Below are 18,793 nucleotides of genomic sequence, written 5' to 3'. Positions count from 1 at the left end.
GACCAGCTAGGCCAGCCCGCGCTTTTGCAGGCTCGCCAGGAAGCTCTTGGCTTCCGCGTGCTGCGGATTCATGGCCAGGCAGGCGTTGAGGTGCCGGGCCGCGTGGGGATGGTCGCCCTTCTCGTAGTAGGCCCGGGCCAGGTTGTAGTGCAGGTTCTCATCGCTGGCGGCCAGCTCCAGCGCCCTGCGGTAATAGCGAACCGCGTCGTCGAAAAGCCCGCTCTTGCGCAGGTTGATGCCGAATTCGTTGAAAAGGTGCTTGTGGTCGTCCTCGAAGGCCGCTTCGATGCCCACGACCCGTTCGAAGACTTCGTGGGCCTTTTCCGCGTCGCCGCGCTCCAGGTAGACGAGGCCGATGCCGAAGTTGGCGCGCACGTTGCGTTCGTCCAGGCGCAGGGCCTTGTTGTATTCATACTCGGCGGTGAAGGTTTCGCCCCGCTTGCGGTATTTGTCCCCCCTGGCCAGGTGCTTCTGGATCTCGCGCATCTTGGGCAGGACTTTTTCCTGCCAGAGCGCGGGCTCCGGCATGTAGTCGGCCAGAAGCCGCTCGCGGTCGATGATCTCCCGGTTGCCCAGGGGAACGTAATCCTCGCCCAGGGGCTGGATCTCGATGTTGCCGTCCTCCAGCTCGCGCACAAGATAGTTGAAGCTCTGCTGCACGCGCTTTTGGGTGGCGCCCGTGCCGATCTTCATGGACTTGCGGATGGAAAAGACTCCGCAAAGCTCTTCGTTGCCGTTCTGATCCGGTCCGTTCATATTTCGTCTCCGGCTTTTTCGTCCATTCTCCCGGCCTCGACCGCCTCACGCATGGAGCCGCCCTCGGCCAGCATGCGCTCGGCCTCCTCGGCGGAAACCGGCTGCGAAAACAGGAATCCCTGGGCGAAGCGGCACCCCGCCTGCCGAAGAATGTCCAGTTGCTGCGGCGTTTCCACCCCCTCGGCAACCACCTTGAGCCCCAGGGCGAGGCCCAAGGAGATCACGGTATTGACGATGGTTCGGCTGTCCCGGTCGTTCTCCAGGCCCATGACGAAGCTGCGGTCGATCTTGACCACGTCGATGGGGAATCGTTGCAGGTAGGAAAGGGAGGAATAGCCCGTGCCGAAGTCGTCGATGCACAGGCCCACGCCCACTTCCTTGAGCTTGTTGAGCATCTCTCCCGCCTGGGCCGGGTTGTCCATGAGCGTATGTTCGGTGATTTCCAGGTTCACGATGCCCGGATCCAGGCAATGGCGCGTCAACGCCTCGTCCACGCGGGAAATGAGCACAGGCTGCTTGAGGTGCTTGCCCGAAAAGTTCAGGGAAATGCGCAGGGGTTCCTCCGCGTCGAAGAACCGCCCGGGAAACCGCTCCTTCCAGCGGGCCGCCTGGGCGCAGGCCGTCTCCAGCATGCAGAGGTCGATGCCGTAGACCAGTCCGGTGTCCTCGGCCAGGGGAATGAAGCTGTCCGGGTTGATGATTCCATGCGTGGGGTGCAGCCAGCGCACCAGCACCTCGAATCCCGAAATGCTCATGTCTTCCAGAGAGACGATGGGCTGATACACGGCGGCGAACTCGTCCTGATCCAGGGCCTTGCGCAGGTCGGTCTCCAGCTCCATGAGATGGAGCGCCTGCTCGTGCATGCGCTGGTTGAAGACCTTGAAGCGCGACTTGCCCAGCTCCTTGGCGCGATACATGGCCGTGTCCGCGTCGCGCAGGAGCGCTTCGGGCCGCTCGTAGTCCTGGGTGTGCAGGACGATGCCCAGGCTCGCCGAGGTGAAGACCTCGTTGCCCTCCAGGTTGAAGGGCTTGGAGGTCTCGTCGAGGATGCGCCGGGCGATCTTGATGGCGTCGCGGGGCGCGGCGATCTCCTCCAGCAGGATGGCGAACTCGTCCCCGCCGAACCGGGCCACGGTGTCCATGGTCCGGGCGCAGTTCACCAGCACCTGGGCCACGGTGCGCAGCAGGCTGTCGCCGATGTCGTGCCCCAGGGAATCGTTGATGATCTTGAAGCGGTCCAGGTCGAGATAGATCACGGCGAAGAGGTAGCCGGGCCTGCGCCGGGAACGCTCCATGGCCATCTGAAGATGGTCCTGGAAAAGAAGACGGTTGGGCAGGTTCGTCAGGGGATCGTGAAACGCCTGGTGCATGAGCTGGTCTTCGGTTTCCTTGCGCAGGGTGATGTCTTCCAGCGATCCTTCGTAATACAGGGTGCGCCCCCGCGAATCCACGATGCGCCGCGCGTTCTCGGAAATCCAGATGACCCTGCCGTCGCCCCGGCGGACCCGCGACTCGAAATTCTTGACCTCGCCCTCCTGCTCCAGGGTCTGGTAAAACTCCTCCCGGCGGCTCTCGTCGAAATAAAAGCTCTCCGGAGAGGCGTTCATGCCCGCCATGAATTCCGCCGAGGTGCCGAAGCCGTAGATGCGCGCCAGGGAAGGGTTGGCGCTGATGAAATGGCCGTCCCGCCCGACCTGATAAATGCCCTCCACCGCGTTTTCGAAGATGGAGCGGTATTTCTGTTCGGTCTTGCGCAGGGCCTCGCCCACGACCTTGCGCTCGGCCACCTCGATCTTGAGCTGGATGTTGGTGCGGGAGAGTTCCCTGGTGCGCTCGGCGACCTTTTCCTCCAGTTCGTCCTTGGCCTGTTGCAGCTCGCTGGTGGCCTGGCGCACGCGCTCCTCGAGATGGTCCACCAGCTCCCGGATGTCCACGGCCATGGAGGACATGGCCTCGGCCAGATCCCCCACCTCGTCCTTGGAATCGATGTGGATGGGGGTGCTGAAGTCGTGGCGGGCCACGCGCTTGGCGTAGTCGCGCAGGCTCATCAGCGGACGCGAGATGTTGTTCATGAACGCCCAGGCCACGGCCACGCTGGTGAAGAAGAGCACCAGCGTGATGACCTGCTGCTTGACGATGGCCGAACGGATGAAGGCCGTGATGAGGCCCATGTCCATGCCGATGTGGATGTACCCCACCAGCCCGGTGAGTATGGGCATGGTCACGTGCAGGGACTGCACGTTCCCGTAGCGCACCTTGCGGATGTCGTATTCCCCGCCCTCGAAGGTGCGCTTGGTTTCCAGGGCCACGATCTCGCGGATTTCCTTCGGAATGGTCGGGGTGAAGGTGTGGGCGATGACGTCGCCCTTGTCGTCCGTGACCAGCACGTAGGCCACGCCGTCGATGCGCAGGTATTGGTCGATGCGCGACTGCACGGCCGCGGCGTCCCGGTCCAGGATGCTGTCCAGGTCGGACTGGGCCATGCTGTAGGCCAGGGCCAGGGCCTTGGACTCGTATTCCTCGGTGAGCTGATTGTGCGTCTGCCAGCCGGAAAGCACGGAGGTCGCCGTGGCGATGACGCCGAAGATGACCACCATGAAGCCCAGGGTCTTGGCGAACAGGCCGGGACGTCTCACTTGCTCCACCTCGACCAGTCCTGGATCGGCACGAAGCGGCCCTCGTCCACGGTCACGTAGTATACTTCGTCCAGGCCCTGGCGGCATTGGCCGCTGAAGAGCAGGGCATGGTCCAGGCCGAGCGACTCCCCACCCAGCGCGTTCATGGCTTCCGGAATCCCCTCCGGCGAGGGGTTCGGGCCGAGGTTTTCGACCATGCGGACCAGGAGCATGGCGTTGAGAAAGCCCTCGAGGCTGACGAAGGAATAGCGATGCGGCATGTAGGGCTCCCGCAACAGACTGTCCGGAGGCATCTGCGCGAACTTGTCCATCATTTCGCGGTAGAGCCGGACCACGGGCAGTTCGAGATCTTCGTAGCTCGGAACCACCTGGGAGCAGACCAGATCATGCGTGTAGTCCCTGCCCACGCGCTTGCCCACGGCGTCGAGCAGCCGGAGCATGTTGTCCGAGTCGGAAAAGGAAACCGTGGCCACGGGCACGTCCAGGCCCTTGTCGCGGGCGTCGCGGATGAAGGCCGCTGTGGCCGCGTAGGAGCCCACGGTGATCACCGCGTCGGGATCGCCCTGCTTCAAGAGCTCCACCTCCGCGCTGAAGTCCGACGAGAAACGTGCGCCGCGACGGTATGCCGCCTCGGAGACGATGTTCAGCCCTTCGTCGGCAAGGGCCCGCCGCACGCCGTCCCAGCCGTTCCGGCCGTAGGCGTCCGCCTGGTAGAAAACCGCCACGCGCTTTCGGCCCAGGGCCGTGAAATGCTGCACCAGCCCGCGCGTTTCCTCGAAGTAGGAGGCCCGCAGATTATAGACGTAGCTGCCGTAGGGCGGCTCGCGCAGGGGCTGGGCCCCGCTCAGCGGGAAGAGCAGATAGACGTGCTCGTTCTTGAAGCGCTTGAGCAGCGGCAGGATGCGCGTGGCCGTGGGGGTTCCGATGTAGGAAAACAGGGCGAAGACATGGTCGTCGCGCACGAGGCGGATGGTGTTGCGGATGGTCGGAATGGGGTCGTAGCCGTCGTCGTAGGCGACGACGCGCAGCCTGCGGCCGTGGACGCCGCCGAGCTCATTGACGCTGTTCAGCCATGCGCTCACGCCCCGGTAGTATTCGATGCCCAGGCCGCGCGAAGCCCCGGAAAAAGCCGCGGACATGCCGAACACCAGCTCGTCCGGCTCCTGGGCCAGGCAAGCGTTCGGATGCTGGAGCAGCAACACTCCCAGCAGCAGAATCAGCAGTTTTCCCTTCATGCGCATGATTTTTGGATATAGCCACGAGAACACGATAAAATCAATGCCTGACTGCGCGTCTGTACTTGGGCGGCCGCCTCATGCTATGCGCTCTGCATGACGTGGAATGCAACGTTCGCGGCGCAAGCGCCCGGAGACACCATGAGAGAAAAGACGAGTCCCCTCTCCTGTCTGCTGTTCAGGCTTCTGTCGGCCCTGCTCCTGGCGGGCTCCCTGCTCCCGGCCCCGGCGCGCGCCGCCGCCCTGCCCGACCTCGCGCTCACGCGCCTGGCCCCTTCGCTCGCGGCCCAGGAACCCGGCGGCAGGCTGCTGCTCGACTTCAGCCTGGAGAACACGGGCACGGCTCCCGCCGAGAATTTCTACGTGCGCTTCTACTTCACCACGGGCAACCTGCCCGGGCCGGGCGACGCGCCGCTCACGGACAAGCTCGTGCTCCGGCTCGCTCCGGGCGAACGCCTGGACGGCAGGGTTGCCGTGCGCCTTCCCCAGGGCCTGCCTGCGGGACCGGGGCAGTTCGTGGCCGTGGCCGACGACGCCGACGCCGTGCGCGAACTGAACGAAACGAACAACGCGCTCGGCGCGGCCTTCAGCGTGGGGCGGCAGGCAGCAACGGGACTCGCGGTCCAGCCCCAGGCTCCGGCGGCTCTTTCCGCCCAGGCTACGGCAGCGGCCCCTTCCGCGCCCGCGAGTCCCAAAGAACGCTACTACGGCACGCCCGGACAGACCGCCTCCGGGCAGGAGCCCGCAGCGGCCGGGCATCCCGGAGGGGTGGACCTCGTGCTCACGAGCGCCGTCATCCCGCCGGAGCAATACCTGCCGGGCCAGACCGTGCTGGTCGATTTCGAGATCAAGAACCAGGGCGGCGAACCCGCCGGGCGGTTCTTCATGGCCTTCTGCCTGCTCGACGGCACGAACACGGCCCGCCCGGAGACCTGCCCGGACCGCCAGATGATCCAGGGCCTCGCGCCGGGCACGGCCAAAGGGGACAGGGGCTCGGTGCTGCTGCCCATGCACCTGCCCGCCGGAAGGCACACCCTGGCGGTGATCGCGGATTTCGACGACCAGATTTCGGAAAGCGACGAGACGAACAACGCCCTGAGCGCGACCTTCACCTCGCTGCCCCCGGCCAAGACCGAAGATTTCTAGGAAGGGAAGGCCCGGCCGGAAGAGCCGGGCGCGCTCAGGACTCCGCTCCCCCGGAGCCCGCGATGCCCGCCTTGCGCGCGGCCCAGCGCACCTGGCGGCAGACGCCCATGAGCATGTTGAACTCGCCGCGCTTGAGGTCGATGCGGCCCAGCAGGCGGCGCAGCCCCATCATCTTGTAGTCCGCGTCCTGCTCGCGCAGGAAATCCACGTCCAGCAGGGCGCGCTTGATCTCCTCGTTCAGGGTCTCGCGCTCGGCCACGCTGCACCCGCGCTCCACGGGCTGATGCGCGGGCTCGAAAGGCTGCTCCAGCGCCTTCCTGAAGCATTCGTAAAGCAATATGACCACGGCCTGGGCCAGATTCAGGGACGTGCCCTGGAAGTTGGTGGGAATGGTGCAGAGCGCGGTGCAGAGCGCGGTTTCCGCGTTGGTCAGGCCCTTGTCCTCCGGGCCGAAGACCAGGGCCACGCGCGCCCGGCGCAGCAGCCGCTCGTGCACGGCTCCGGCCAGGGTCGCGGGCGACATGATGCCCCTGCGCCAGCCCCCCGTGCGCGCCGTGGCCCCGTAGGCCGCCTCGCAGCCCTCCAGCGCCTCGGCCAGGGTGCCCGCAATCCGGGCGGACGCGAGTATGTCCGCCGCGTGGGCCGTGGCCAGGGGCAGGGCCTTGTCCAGATCGAAGTTGTGCGGCTCGACCAGCACCAGATCGGATACGCCCATGTTCAGGCAGGCGCGGGCCACGGACCCGACGTTTTCCGGAAACTTTGGCTCGAAAAGCACCACGCGGACATCTGCAAGCATGCGATCACCTCCGGCCCGGCAATAGGCCAGGGCGCGGGGTTCTGTAAAGTCCGGACCTCCGAAGGCGAACCGCCGCGCCTCCGGTTCCCCCCGGAGCGCTTTTGCGCTATTCCATTGCCGGACCCGCAACCGGAGTGCCCATGAAGCTGCGCATGATCCTCCTGGCCCTGAGCCTGCTCGTGCTCGTCTCCACCTCGGTGGGCGGCTACCTCTACTACGCCTCGCTCAAGGAGGCGACCCTGCACGAGGCCAAGATCGAGGCGGACTCCCGCGCCCGGATGATCACGGACCAGCTCTCCTCGTACCTCTCGGCGAATCTCCAGCCCGTGCAGGCCCTGGCCGGGCTGCCGGAGCTGCGGCGCGCCCTGGCCGACAAGGGCGCGGGCGCCCTGACCGACGCCAACACCCTCCTGGACACCTTCAAAAGCGTGCTGGCCGTGGACGTCTGCTATCTCATGGATACCAGCGGCCGGACCGTGGCCTCCAGCAACCGCTACGAGCCGGACTCCTTCGTGGGCCAGGACTTCGGCTACCGTCCCTACTTCACCGAAGCCATGAAGGGCTTCTCCGCCACGTACATGGCCCTGGGCGCGACTTCCGGCGTGCGCGGGGCCTATTACAGCCATCCGGTCTACGCTTCCGGCTCCGGCACGATCCTGGGCGTGGCCGTGATCAAGACGCCCATCGGCGTCATCGAAGACGAATTTCTCCAGGCCTACCCCGGCACGGTGCTGCTGGTTTCGCCGGACGGCGTGATCTTCGGCTCCAGCAGGCCGGAATGGCTCTTCCGCAGCCTGAACCGTCTGGAAACGGACGAGATCGAGGCCCTGGCCACGTCCCGACAGTTCGGGGACGGCCCCTGGCCCTGGTCCGGGCTGGAACTCGAACTCTCCAAAGGCCGCGCCCGCGACACGGACGGGCGGGAGATGCTCGCTTCGAGCATGGAGCTGCCCCGCTTCCGGGGCTGGCGCATCTATTACCTGCGCGACATCGACGCCATCCCCACGGGCGTGCCCACGGCGTCGTTCCGCGCCTCCGGCAGCGTGGTCCTGGTGCTCTGCCTGCTCGTCGGGCTGATCGTCTCCGCGCTCTACCTCCTGGCCAGCAAGGACATCGCCCTGCGCAAGCGCGCCGAGGCCGAGCTGCTGGAGAGCAAGGAGCGCTATCGCTCCCTCTACCACAACACCCCGGCCATGCTGCACTCCATCGACGCCGAGGGCCGCCTGCTCTCCGTCTCGGACTCCTGGGTGGAAATGATGGGCTATTCCCGCGAAGAGGCGGTGGGCATGCGCATTCTCGACTTCCACACGGACAAGTCCCGCGACTTCGCCAAGGAGCAGGCCCTGCCCGAATTCTTCCGCACCGGCGAAATCCGCGACGTGCCCTACCAGTTCGCCACCAAGGACGGGCGCGACCTGGACGTGCTGCTCTCGGCCACGGCCGAGCGCGACGCGGAAGGCAACGTGATCCGCTCCGTGGCCGTTTCCGTGGACATAACGGCCCGCAAAAAGGCCGAGGAAGAACTGATGCGCGCCAAGGAGCTGCTCGCGCGCTACTCCGAAGACCTGGAGCGCCAGGTGGCGGAACGCACCCGCGAAATCACCTCCATCCTGCGCCACACCCCGGCCATCGTTTCCATCAAGGACGCGCACAGCCGCTTCGTGCTCGTGAACCCGCACTACGAGGAGGTCTTCGGCGTGCGCAGCGAGGCGATCATGGGTCGGTCCGCCCGGAACGTGCACGCCCCGGCCACGGCCCGCACCCTGGAGGAGAGCGAGCGCGAGGCCCTGGAAACCCGGCGGCCCGTGCGCGTGGAGGAAAGCTTCCGGCTGGAGCGCGGCGACCGGACCTATCTTTCCGTCAAGTTTCCGATACTCGACGACCAGGGCGACGTCATCCGCGTCTGCGGCATCGGCATCGACATCAGCGAGCTCAAGGACGCGCAGGACAAGCTGCGCCGGGTTTCCGGCTCCGTGCTCGCCAGCCAGGAGCGCGAGCGCGCCGCCATTGCCCGGCGGCTGCACGACGAGCTGGGCCAGGTGCTCACGGTTCTGCGCATGGACGCGGTCTGGCTGCGCGACCGGCTGCGGGCGCGGGGCGCGGCAGCGGCCCAAAACGCGCATCCCGTTTCGGACCCGGCCCTGGCCGAACGATCCGAAGGCATGTGCGAGCTGATCGACGCGACCATCTCGGACGTGCGCCACATCGCCACCCGCCTGCGCCCGGCCGTGCTCGACGACCTCGGCCTGCACGACGCCCTGGAATGGTACGCCGCGGATTTCGAACGGCGCACCGGCATCCGCTGCCGCCTGGAGAGCGCCGGAGTGGAGGAAACGCCCGAACGCCTGGCCACGGCGGCCTACCGCGTGACCCAGGAGGCGCTGACCAACGTGGCCCGGCACGCCGACGCCAGCGAGGCGGTGGTCAGGCTGGCCCGCACGGAAGGACATATCGAACTGCGCGTGCGCGACGACGGGCGCGGCTTCGATCCTGTTCTGGCCGCCTCGCGCGACACGTTGGGGCTGGCCGGAATGCAGGAGCGCGCCGGGCTGGCCGGGGGCGTGCTGGAAATCCGCTCCGCTCCGGGCCGGGGCACGGAAATCCGGCTTCGCCTGCCGCTGGATGAAACGGAACAGGCCGCCCCGCCGGGCACGAAGCACTCGCCCCCCCCGCCGGCGGCGGGTGGAAAAGACAGGACCCGGCGTCCGGAAACCAGGAGGAACTTCACATGATCCGCGTGCTGCTGGCCGACGATCATTCCATCGTGCGCGGGGGGCTGCGCCGCATCATCGAGGATTCCGGCGACATGAGCGTCGCCTGCGAGGCGGCGGACGGGCCGGAGGCCATTGCCAAGGCCCGCGAGGTGCGGCCGGACGTGGCCGTGGTGGACATTTCCATGCCCGGACAGGACGGGCTCGAAGTCATCGCCCGGCTCCAGGAGGAGATGCCCGCCATGCCCATCCTGGTGCTGACCATGCACGAGGAGGAGCAATACGTGGTGCGCTCGCTCTCCGCGGGCGCGCGCGGCTACCTGACCAAGCGCTCCGCGCCGGAAGAGCTGGTGGGGGCCATCCGCAAGGTCATGGCGGGCGGGCGCTACCTCGGCCCGGAAGTGGCCGAGCTGCTGGCCCAGCGCATGGCCCGCGGCGGGGACCACCGCTCCCGGCTGGAATCCCTGTCCCAGCGCGAGATGCAGGTCTTGCGCGCCCTGGCCCTGGGCCGGACCAACCGCGAGGTGGCCGAGGCCTACAGCCTGAGCGTGAAGACCGTGGACACCTACCGCCTGCGCCTGCTCAAGAAGCTCGGCCTGCGCAACAACGCCGAGCTTTCCCGCTTCGCCATCCAGCACGGACTGGTGGAGGTCTGAGGGCCGGATCAGCGAAGCTCGGCCAGCTTGCTGCGCAGGGCTTCGGGGGTCGGCTCGATGCGCGGCTGGAAGGTCTGCGCGCTTTTCTCGTACAGCCCGAAGCCCACGTCCGGCAGATCCGGATCCCAGCGCACCGGATAGACGGTTTCGGGATTCCGCTTCCAGAACACGCCCAGGCCGAAATCCGTATCCGCGACGAAAAAGCCGATGTCGGGATAGTGAAGATGCACGTCCAGAGAGACTTTCCAGACGTCGCCGTTCCATTCCGTGGAGGTCCGTCGGCGTCCGGCCGCGACGGCGCTGCGGGGGCACATGTCGTGCAGCACCACGAACCCGCCGGGCCGCAGCAGATTGAGGGCGTTGAGCAGGTCGCGCATGGCGAACTCGTAGAGATGCATCCCGTCCACGAACACGAGGTCGAAGCGTTCGCCCGTGTTCGCGAAATATTCGTCGCTGGTGCAAAGATAGAGCGACACCCCTTCCAGGCCGGGGCGGTGCTCCGGCTTGGCCTCGTGCAGCATGGGCTGCGGGTCCACGCCCACGCGGTTCGGGGTGCGGATTCCGCTGAGGCACGCGCCGAAGCGCACCCCCACTTCCAGGTAGTCCTTCGCGCCGATGTGCTCGCCAATGATGTTGATCAACTCCACCCGGTTCATGAGCGTCGTCCTCCGTGTCAATGATTTGTCGGGGCTGCGGAACCGCCGCGCAGCCCGGCATGGAAATGAAGCACCTCGCGCGCGGCCTTGGAGAACAGTTCCATCAGCTGCTCCGTGCTTCCGGCCTCCCGCAGGTTTTGCAGCAGCGCGGGCAGCACGTCCGGCTGAAAGCTGCCCGGCCTGCGCTGGACGAGCCGGGCCAGCTGCTCGGCGCAGCCCGCGACGTCGCCCCGCTGGGCGGCCTCGAACATGGGCAGGTAGCCCGCGTCCTCGGCGGCAAAGGCCTGGGGTTCCGAAGGCCTCGCCCCCGGTATGCCGGAAATTGAACGCTCCAGGGTGCGCCGGGGCAGATAGAGTTTGGAAAACAGCGAGACCGGCGCTATTCCTTCCCAATTCTCGTGGGGAACCACGTAGTGCAACCGCTCCGCGTGGTGGTAGAGCATGTTCGGCAGGTTGGAATGGAATCGGCCCGACTCCAGATAGACCACCTCGGGCCGTTTCGCGAACATGGCCCCGCACAGGGCCGAGCCTTCTTCCCCGGCCACGACCCGGGCGCGCTGGAGCATGCGTACCTGGGCCGGGAAGGAGTGCCGCTCCGGGTGGACCACGCTGTAGCCGAGGTCCGCGAAGGCGCGGTCCACTTCGGCGCCGTTGTAATACGTCCTCCGCTCTCCCGGCAGGGCGCTCCTGCTGAGAAATACGTGCTCTCCGGCTCCGGGCACGTCCGCCTCGGGATGCCGCTCGAGCACATGCTCGGCCAGACGATCATACAGGGAGGCGACCTCGGGACGCGAGGCGACAGGGTAGTCGTTCAGCGGCGTGGGGGCGAAGACCGTCTCGTACTCGGCCTCCCTGTCCACGAACTCGACCCGGTCCAGGGGCACCCCGAACGCCCGGCAGATCATCTGCATGATCTCGCGCGAAAAGCCCACGCCCTCGCGCCACCAGTTCTGGTGCTCTTCGCGGGCCTGGACCAGAAACCGCGTCTCCGGGCCGAACATGGCCGGATCGAACCACATGCGCGAAAGAAATTCCGTAAGCAGATGCCCGTAATGCATGAGGACGAAGCCGAGGTACACGAAGCGTCCTGGGCGGAACACGGGATCGCGGTACGCGCGGGGCCGGAGCGCGTCCGGGGTGATCCGGGGCAGGATCTCCCGTGCGGGCCGTCCCTGGGAATCGTGAATGCGGACCCACTCCGGATACTTCCGGGCATGGGGCACCAGCGGGGTCATGCGCAGACGTTGATACCGGAACATCCTGCACGCGGGCAGAAGGATCGCTCCTCCTGTGCCGTGCAGCACGCGCGTCCTGAAGCAGCGCAGCGGCACATTGGAACGGAACCGCTCCGCGTCGAGCGCGCCTTTGGCGGGCTGCAACCAGGTCCAGAACAAATCGCGGCCGCTCTCGTCCTTCAGCAATTCCTCAAGGCTCGGCACTTCAATCATCAACGACACCTCGCTGGATTCGCCCGACTGGCGAGGCCGAACCGGGCCAGCAGGGAAAAGTAGATCTCGCCGCCAAGCCTTGCAAATTTCAGGCCGCCACGCCAGGATCATCACGGCCCGCCGCGCCTGCCCTCCGGGCGGCCGTCCCCCCAAGGGGTCGCCGCTCCGGCTTGTAGGTTTTTTTCTTACACGAAAATCAGCAACCTTCTCGTTTTCCTCGGCTCTGGTCTTTGCTACATAAGCCCGGTAGGCTGGATGCTTCCCTCATGGGACAGCGGCCCCGTCCGCATCGGTGCGGGCGGCGAGGCCCGGCCTATTTCAAAACGTCTTGTCCGGGGGCGTTATTCAAAACCCCGGAACCAGGAAGGAGGGATTTCATGAAACGGTTTCTGAACCTGGCATTCGTACTGGCGCTCGTGCTCGGCCTGCTGGCCCTGACCGGCTGCGGCGAGGAGAAAAAGGCCGAACCCAAGGCCGAGCAGGCCACGGAGCAGGCGGCCCCGGCCAAGGAGAAGCAGTTCCTGGCCTTCGGCGGCGGCCCCACCGGCGGCACCTTCAACTTCTTCGCCAACAAGATGTCGAGCATCATCAGCCACACCTACGACTACCTCGACGTTTCCCCCAAGGGCTCCGGCGGCTCCGCCGAGAACCTGCGCACCCTGGACAAGGCCTCCGTGGACTTCGGCATCGTCTACTCCGGCGACGCCTACCTCGGCCGCATGGGCAAGCTCGTCAACGATGAAACCAAGTATGAGAACGTCCGCGCCATCTCCTTCCTCTACGGCGCTCCGGCCCAGCTCGTGGTCCGCAAGGATGCGGGCATCGCTTCCGCCTACGACCTCGAAGGCAAGATCGTGGCCATCGGCAACCCCGGCTCCGGCGCGGCCCTCTCCGCCGAGCGGTTCTTCAAGCACCTCGGCATCTGGGAAAAGATGGAGCCCCGCAACCTGGGCTACTCCCAGGCCGCGGCCGACTTCTCGGACAACAAGATCGACGCCTTCTGGGTGTTGGTCGGCTACCCCAACTCCTCCATCATCGAAGCGGCCACCCGCACCCCGGTCACGCTGCTGAACGTGAACATGGACGCCGAAAAGTCCGGCTTCTATGACGCCTATCCCTTCTACACCCCCACGGAAATCCCGGCCGGCACCTACGAGGGCCAGGACGAAGCCGTGAAGACCTTCCAGGACTCCGCGCTCTGGTGCACCAACGGCAAGGTCGCCGACGACGTGGTCTACGACGCCCTCACCGCGGTCTACGCCGAGCAGGGCCTCAAGGACATGGCCACCGCGCACAAGGCCGCCAAGGCCATGAGCATCCAGAGCGGCATCGACGGCGTGTCCGTGCCCCTGCATCCCGGCGCCGTGAAGTTCTGGGAAGAGAAGGGTCTGAGCATCCCGGCAAAACTCAAGTAACGATCCGAATCCGGGGCGCGGCCCGTCCGCGCCCCGGACCCTTTCGGAATCCGTTCGTCGGAAGGTCTCTTTACAGCGGAACCGTGCGGGAACGCCTCGTCGCCGCGCAGCGCCAGGATCTCAAGTCCGAGCGCAGCGCGCCGTGCCCGCCGCAGCGGATCTTTTGCGCCATCTTTTCATCCTTATCCCCGTCATGGAGGGATGATGTCCGAAGACACTACTCTTGTTGAAAAAGGCTTGAGCGCCGAGAACAAAGAGCAGCTCAAGAAGATAATGGAAAAAGACGCCAAGGCCGCGCGCAAGCTGCACGGCTTCTGGGGCCTGTTCATCAGCGTCCTCGGCGTTTTCATGGTCTCGTTCTACTACTTCAACGCGGGCGTGCAATCCACCGCGACCAACTACTACCGCGGCATCTACGTGCTCATCACTTACGTGCTGGTCTTTCTCTGCTATCCCATGCTGGCCAGCTCCAACCGCGAGCGCCCCACCGCGCTGGACATCCTGCTCGCACTGGTTTCCGTGGGCTGCATCGGCTACTGGATCATCGAGTTTCCGGACCTGAACTACCGCATGGGCGCGGAAACCCAGCTCGACCTCGCTGTCAGCCTCGTGGGGCTGGTGGTCTCCCTGGAGGTCTGCCGCCGCGTTCTGGGCTGGTCCATGACCATCGCGGGCCTGCTCTTCCTCTTCTACGGCTACTTCGGGCCGTATTTCCCCGGCCCGCTGGCCCACCGGGGCCTGACCGTGCACGACATCGGCATCACCCTGTTCATCTCCCTGGACGGCGTGTTCGGGATCATGGCCAACGTGCTCGTGACCTACGTGATCCTGTTCATCTTCTTCGGTTCTTTCCTGCACAAATCGGGCGTGGGCAAGTTCTTCATCGACTGGCCCCTGGCTCTGGCGGGCAAGACCACGGGCGGCCCGGCCAAGGTGGCCGTCGTGGCCTCGGCCTTCTTCGGCTCGGTTTCCGGCTCGGCCATCGCCAACACGGTCTCCACCGGAGCGTTCACCATCCCGCTGATGAAACGCGCGGGCTTCCGGCCCCACGTGGCGGGCGCCATCGAACCCGCCGCCTCCATCGGCGGCATGTTCATGCCCCCGATCATGGGCGCGGGCGGCTTTCTCATGGCCGAGCTGACCAACACGCCGTATGTGGAAATCATGAAGATGGCCATTTTCCCGGCCTTCCTCTACTTCCTCTCCGTGTTCGCCATGATCCACTTCGAGGCCAAGAAGCACGACATTCGAGGCCTGGAGGATGAAGACCTGGGCCGCGCGCGGGACATCTTCAAAAAGCATTGGTACAAGTCCCTGCCGCTGGTGATCATCGTGGCCATGATGCTCAAGGGCTACTCGCCGGGCGCGTCCGCGTTCTGGGCGACGGTGTCCTGCATCGTGATCTCCTGGTTCGACCCCGAATACCGCATGGGCCCCAAGCAAATCTGGGACGCCATCGTGGTCGGGGCCAAGAACACCCTGGTCATCGGCGCCACGGTCGGCGTCATCGGCATCATCGTCGGCACCATCGCCAAGACCGGCATCGGGCTGAAGTTCTCGGACATCATCATCGCCATGGCCACCAGCGTGCCGGACATGATGCAGCTGCCCATCGCCATCCTGCTCATCGGCATCGCCTCGCTCGTGCTCGGCATGGGCGTGCCGGTCACGGCTTCCTACCTCATCGTGGCCGTGCTCGCGGTGCCCGCCCTGAACGAGCTCTTCGTGCTCTCCGGCGTCTACCCCGACGCCCTGCCCGGAGAAATCGCCTACGGGCTCATAGCCGCGCACATGATCGTCTACTGGTTCAGCCAGGACTCGAACATAACGCCGCCCGTATGCGTGGCGGCCTACGCCGGCGCGGCCATCGCCGGGGCCGACCCCTGGAAGACGGGCTGGACCTCGTTCAAGTTCGCCAAGCTGCTCTACGTGGTTCCCTTCCTCTTCGCCTACGAACCAGGCATGCTCCTGCACGGTTCGTTCATGGACGTGGGCATGACCTTTGCCAGCGCCATCATCGGAACCATCGCCTTCTCCTCGCTGACCATGGGCTATATGATACGCAGAACGACCTGGTACGAGTGGCTGCTCTTCGCCGTGGGCACCTTCATGTGCTACCACCCGAACCGCATCACGGACGTGCTCGGCATCGGCGTATGCCTCGGCGTCTACGCCATTCAAAAAACGAAAAACGTCCGCGAGGCAAAGCTCGCGGCCGCATGATCCTCCAAGCCGCGCGGGGGGCCGGATCGGCCGGTCCCCCGCAAAGTTTCTTCCGCACTTGACGGCGTTCGCGGCGCGCACTACGCAGAAGCATTTGTTTCCACCAATCAATATTCCAACGGAGGCCGCATCCAATGGCGCTGTTCACCAAAGAGGAAGCTCTCGAATACCATCGCGCAAAGCGCAAAGGTAAGCTCGAAGTCATTTCCATCAAGCCCTGCAAGACCCAGAAACACCTCTCCATGGCCTATTCCCCCGGCGTGGCCGAGGCCTGCCGGGCCATCCACGCGGACGAGGAAAAGGTCTACGAATACACCAACAAGGGCAACCTCGTGGCCGTTGTTTCCAACGGCACGGCCGTGCTCGGCCTGGGCAACATCGGCCCCAAGGCGGGCAAGCCCGTCATGGAAGGCAAGGGCGTGCTCTTCAAGATCTTCGCGGACGTGGACGTCTACGACCTGAACATCTCCGCCAAGACTCCGGACGAGGTCGTCAATTTCTGCAAGCTGCTCGGCCCCACCTTCGGCGGAATCAACCTTGAGGACATCAAGGCTCCGGAGTGCTTCGAGATCGAACGCCGTCTCATCCAGGAGATGGACATTCCGGTCTTCCACGACGACCAGCACGGCACGGCCATCATTTCCGGCGCGGGCCTGTTCAACGCCCTGGAAATCGCGGGCAAGAAGATCGAGGAGATCAAGGTCGTGGTTTCCGGCGCGGGCGCCGGTGCCATCGCCTGCACGCGCTTCTACGAGGCCATGGGCGTCAAGCGCGAAAACGTCTTCATGTTCGACTCGCGCGGCCTGATCCATAAGGGACGCACCGACCTCAACGAGCACAAGGCCTACTTCGCCCAGGAAAAGGACCACGGCAGCCTGGAAGAGGTCATGAAGGGCGCGGACTGCTTCCTGGGCCTCTCGGTCAAGGACAAGATCAACGCCGAGATGGTCAAGTCCATGGCCCCCTCGCCCATGATCTTCGCCTGCGCCAACCCGGACCCGGAAATCCCCTACGACGTGGCCAAGGCCGCCCGCCCGGACTGCATCATGGCCACGGGCCGCTCGGACTTCCCCAACCAGGTCAACAACGTGCTCGGCTTCCCCTTCATCTTCCGCGGGGCGCTGGACTGCCGCGCCACGACCATCAACGAGGAAATGAAGATCGCCGCGGCCCAGGCCCTGGCCGCCCTGGCCAAAGAGCCCTGCCCGAAGGAAATCGCCGCGGCCTACGGCGTGGACAACCTGGAATTCGGCATCGACTACATCATCCCCAAGGCGCTCGACCCGCGCGTGCTGACCTGGGTGGCTCCGGCCGTGGCCCAGGCCGCCATGGACACCGGCGTGGCCACCATCAAGCTGGACATGGAGCAGTACAAGAAAGAGCTGCGCGCCCGCATGGACGCCTCCATCGCCCGCACCGCCGGCGTGGTGGACTCCTTCGACTACGGCTTCTAGCCGCCTTTCTCCGACCGAATCAAAGGCTCCGGATTGCGTTCCGGAGCCTTTTTTTTATTCGCCGTTGTCAAGAGCCGGAAAAATTCGTATCAATGCCAACTGGTCACAACACCGTTTCCAAGGGAGCTTTGATGCCCGCCTATCCCCCCGATCAACTCCGCAGCGCGCTTTTCGTGGATTTCGACAACATCTTTTCCTCGCTGAACGAGCAGGATCCCGAATTCGCGCAGATTTTCGCGCGCTATCCGACCCAATGGCTGAACTGGCTGATCCGCCACGCCACCGGCCCGGCGCAGTCCCAGGGCGACGCCCGGCGCATCCTCGTGCGCAAATGCTACCTCAACCCCCAGGCCTACCACGAGTATCGGCCCTTCTTCATCCGCGGTGCCTTCGACGTCATCGACTGCCCGCCCCTGACGCAGCGGGGCAAGACCAGCACGGACATCCACATCGTCATGGACATCATCGAGGCCCTGAACTTCCCGATCCACTTCGACGAGTTCATCATCCTCTCGGGCGACGCGGACTTCACCCCCCTGCTCATCAAGCTGCGCGAGCACGACCGCATGACCACCGTGCTCTCCACGGGCTTCACCTCCCTGGCCTACATCTCGGCCAGCACCAACCTCATCGACCGCATGCGCTTCATCAACGGCGGGCTCGGATTCGGCGACTCCGACGCGGAACCGGAACCCGTGAGCGAGGCGGACCTGAGCAAGGTCTACCCGGAGGCCGCAAGAATCGTCCACGAGATGGTCGCGGAATACCAATACCCCGTTCCCTTCGCCCCGCTGGCGCAGGAGGTCCAGACCACCCTGGAGGAAACCTTCGGAGCCACCACGGACTGGTACGGGCACGACAAATTCTCCTCCCTGCTCCAGAGGCTCGACCTCGGCGATCTCCAGGTCTTCTGGACCTTTCCCGGCTACGTCTACGACCCGGCCCGGCACGACTTCAACGCCTCGGGCCGCTTCGACGCGCTCCAGGACACCTACCCGGACATCGCGGCCATCGCCCGCAAGGTCCATGAGCTGACGGACACCCCCTACCTCATGCCCGAACACTACCGGGGCCTGTTCGAGTCCATCGCCGAAGAGGTCACGGAGAACGCCTTCAGCCTGACGCGCACCTCCAAGAACGTGCGCGACCGCTGCCGCGCCAAGGGGCTGCCCATTTCCCGCTCCCAGGTCAACTTCGTGCTCATCGGCATCGGCCACACCGGCTACCGCTACGGCGAGCACGTGCCCGAAAGTCCGCTGGAACTGGCCAAGGCCTTCGCCCAGAACGTCAACTACCTCTGCCGGACGGCCCAGTACATTCTCGAAGGCGACGACATGAAGCTGTTTTTGCGCTGGCTCGTGCCCAAATACGCGGGCGCGCCCGCCGTGGCCGCGAAACGCCCGCCCATGGTGCAGGAGCCTCGCCCGGTCCCGGCAGTGGAGCGTCCCGGCGCGGCAGCGCCCGCGGTTCCCGCGCCCCAGGAGCAAGCCGCGGAAAACCGGGAACAGGAGCAAGCCGCTCCCGCCCCGGCGGGCGACCCGGCTCCTTCGGAATAGTCCGCTACGCATCTCGCAGCCGCCGCGTCTTCATATCGAGGCGGCATTTGAAAGCCCCCGACGGATGGATATCCGCCGGGGGCTTTTTGCTCCATCGAACCGGGG

At 65.5% G+C, this 18,793-nt stretch carries 13 protein-coding genes; 7 read left to right on the top strand and 6 right to left on the bottom strand.

Features of this window, described 5'->3' with window-relative positions; translation table 11 throughout:
* Nucleotides 1-6 precede the first annotated feature (6 nt).
* The 3 genes from G452_RS0105075 to G452_RS0105065 are packed head-to-tail and all read right to left on the bottom strand — an operon-like array spanning nucleotide 7 to nucleotide 4,627.
* Complete coding sequence (locus tag G452_RS0105075; protein WP_022661182.1) at nucleotides 7-756, bottom strand: tetratricopeptide repeat protein; 750 nt, start codon at nucleotides 754-756, stop codon at nucleotides 7-9.
* Nucleotides 753-3,392 carry an EAL domain-containing protein gene (locus tag G452_RS18130; RefSeq protein ID WP_022661181.1) on the bottom strand — a complete coding sequence of 880 codons (2,640 nt, stop codon included), beginning with the start codon at nucleotides 3,390-3,392 and terminating at the stop codon, nucleotides 753-755. The genes G452_RS0105075 and G452_RS18130 overlap by 4 nt, the downstream gene beginning before the upstream one ends.
* On the bottom strand, nucleotides 3,389-4,627 hold the full coding sequence (locus G452_RS0105065) for an ABC transporter substrate-binding protein (RefSeq protein ID WP_155887557.1): 1,239 nt from the start codon (nucleotides 4,625-4,627) through the stop codon (nucleotides 3,389-3,391). Before G452_RS0105065 ends, G452_RS18130 begins: the two co-directional genes overlap by 4 nt.
* Nucleotides 4,628-4,768: 141 nt before the next feature.
* Between G452_RS0105065 and G452_RS0105060 the strand changes: the two genes are divergently transcribed.
* Complete coding sequence (locus G452_RS0105060) at nucleotides 4,769-5,773, top strand: CARDB domain-containing protein (protein WP_022661179.1); 1,005 nt, start codon at nucleotides 4,769-4,771, stop codon at nucleotides 5,771-5,773.
* Between the two features lie 34 nt (nucleotides 5,774-5,807).
* Here the strand turns inward: G452_RS0105060 and G452_RS0105055 are convergent, their stop codons facing one another.
* Nucleotides 5,808-6,569: an RNA methyltransferase gene (locus G452_RS0105055; protein ID WP_022661178.1), complete on the bottom strand. Its 762-nt coding sequence runs from the start codon at nucleotides 6,567-6,569 to the stop codon at nucleotides 5,808-5,810.
* Between the two features lie 140 nt (nucleotides 6,570-6,709).
* Here G452_RS0105055 and G452_RS20435 point away from each other — a divergent pair, with 140 nt between their 5' ends.
* Complete coding sequence (locus G452_RS20435; RefSeq protein ID WP_022661177.1) at nucleotides 6,710-9,301, top strand: sensor histidine kinase; 2,592 nt, start codon at nucleotides 6,710-6,712, stop codon at nucleotides 9,299-9,301.
* Complete coding sequence (locus G452_RS0105045; protein WP_022661176.1) at nucleotides 9,298-9,936, top strand: response regulator; 639 nt, start codon at nucleotides 9,298-9,300, stop codon at nucleotides 9,934-9,936. Before G452_RS20435 ends, G452_RS0105045 begins: the two co-directional genes overlap by 4 nt.
* 8 nt (nucleotides 9,937-9,944) lie before the next feature.
* On the opposite strand, the gene G452_RS20430 is transcribed toward G452_RS0105045, so the two are convergent.
* Both G452_RS20430 and G452_RS0105035 read right to left on the bottom strand, forming a co-directional pair.
* Nucleotides 9,945-10,592 (bottom strand): class I SAM-dependent methyltransferase, encoded by a 648-nt coding sequence (locus tag G452_RS20430; RefSeq protein WP_022661175.1) that lies wholly within the window; start codon nucleotides 10,590-10,592, stop codon nucleotides 9,945-9,947.
* A 17-nt stretch (nucleotides 10,593-10,609) separates the two neighbouring features.
* Entirely contained in the window at nucleotides 10,610-12,040 is a 1,431-nt protein-coding gene (locus tag G452_RS0105035) for a glycosyltransferase 61 family protein (protein WP_022661174.1), read from the bottom strand.
* A gap of 377 nt (nucleotides 12,041-12,417) precedes the next feature.
* On the opposite strand from G452_RS0105035, the gene G452_RS0105030 reads away from it, so the two are divergent.
* The 4 genes from G452_RS0105030 to G452_RS18110 all read left to right on the top strand — a co-directional run bounded on the left by G452_RS0105030 (nucleotide 12,418) and on the right by G452_RS18110 (nucleotide 18,688).
* The gene (locus tag G452_RS0105030; protein ID WP_022661173.1) at nucleotides 12,418-13,455 is read left to right on the top strand and encodes a TAXI family TRAP transporter solute-binding subunit; all 1,038 of its coding nucleotides are present in this window, start codon (nucleotides 12,418-12,420) and stop codon (nucleotides 13,453-13,455) included.
* 204 nt (nucleotides 13,456-13,659) lie between these two features.
* Nucleotides 13,660-15,678 carry a TRAP transporter permease gene (locus tag G452_RS18115; RefSeq protein WP_022661171.1) on the top strand — a complete coding sequence of 673 codons (2,019 nt, stop codon included), beginning with the start codon at nucleotides 13,660-13,662 and terminating at the stop codon, nucleotides 15,676-15,678.
* Between the two features lie 134 nt (nucleotides 15,679-15,812).
* On the top strand, nucleotides 15,813-17,132 hold the full coding sequence (locus tag G452_RS0105015) for a malic enzyme-like NAD(P)-binding protein (protein ID WP_022661170.1): 1,320 nt from the start codon (nucleotides 15,813-15,815) through the stop codon (nucleotides 17,130-17,132).
* A gap of 131 nt (nucleotides 17,133-17,263) precedes the next feature.
* Nucleotides 17,264-18,688 (top strand): NYN domain-containing protein, encoded by a 1,425-nt coding sequence (locus G452_RS18110; protein ID WP_022661169.1) that lies wholly within the window; start codon nucleotides 17,264-17,266, stop codon nucleotides 18,686-18,688.
* Nucleotides 18,689-18,793 lie beyond the last annotated feature (105 nt).

This window comes from Paucidesulfovibrio longus DSM 6739, assembly GCF_000420485.1.
In the GTDB taxonomy this organism is placed as follows: Bacteria; Desulfobacterota; Desulfovibrionia; order Desulfovibrionales; family Desulfovibrionaceae; genus Paucidesulfovibrio; species Paucidesulfovibrio longus.
Note: the sequence above shows the minus strand (reverse complement) of the source record. Positions and strands in the feature narration are given on the sequence as shown.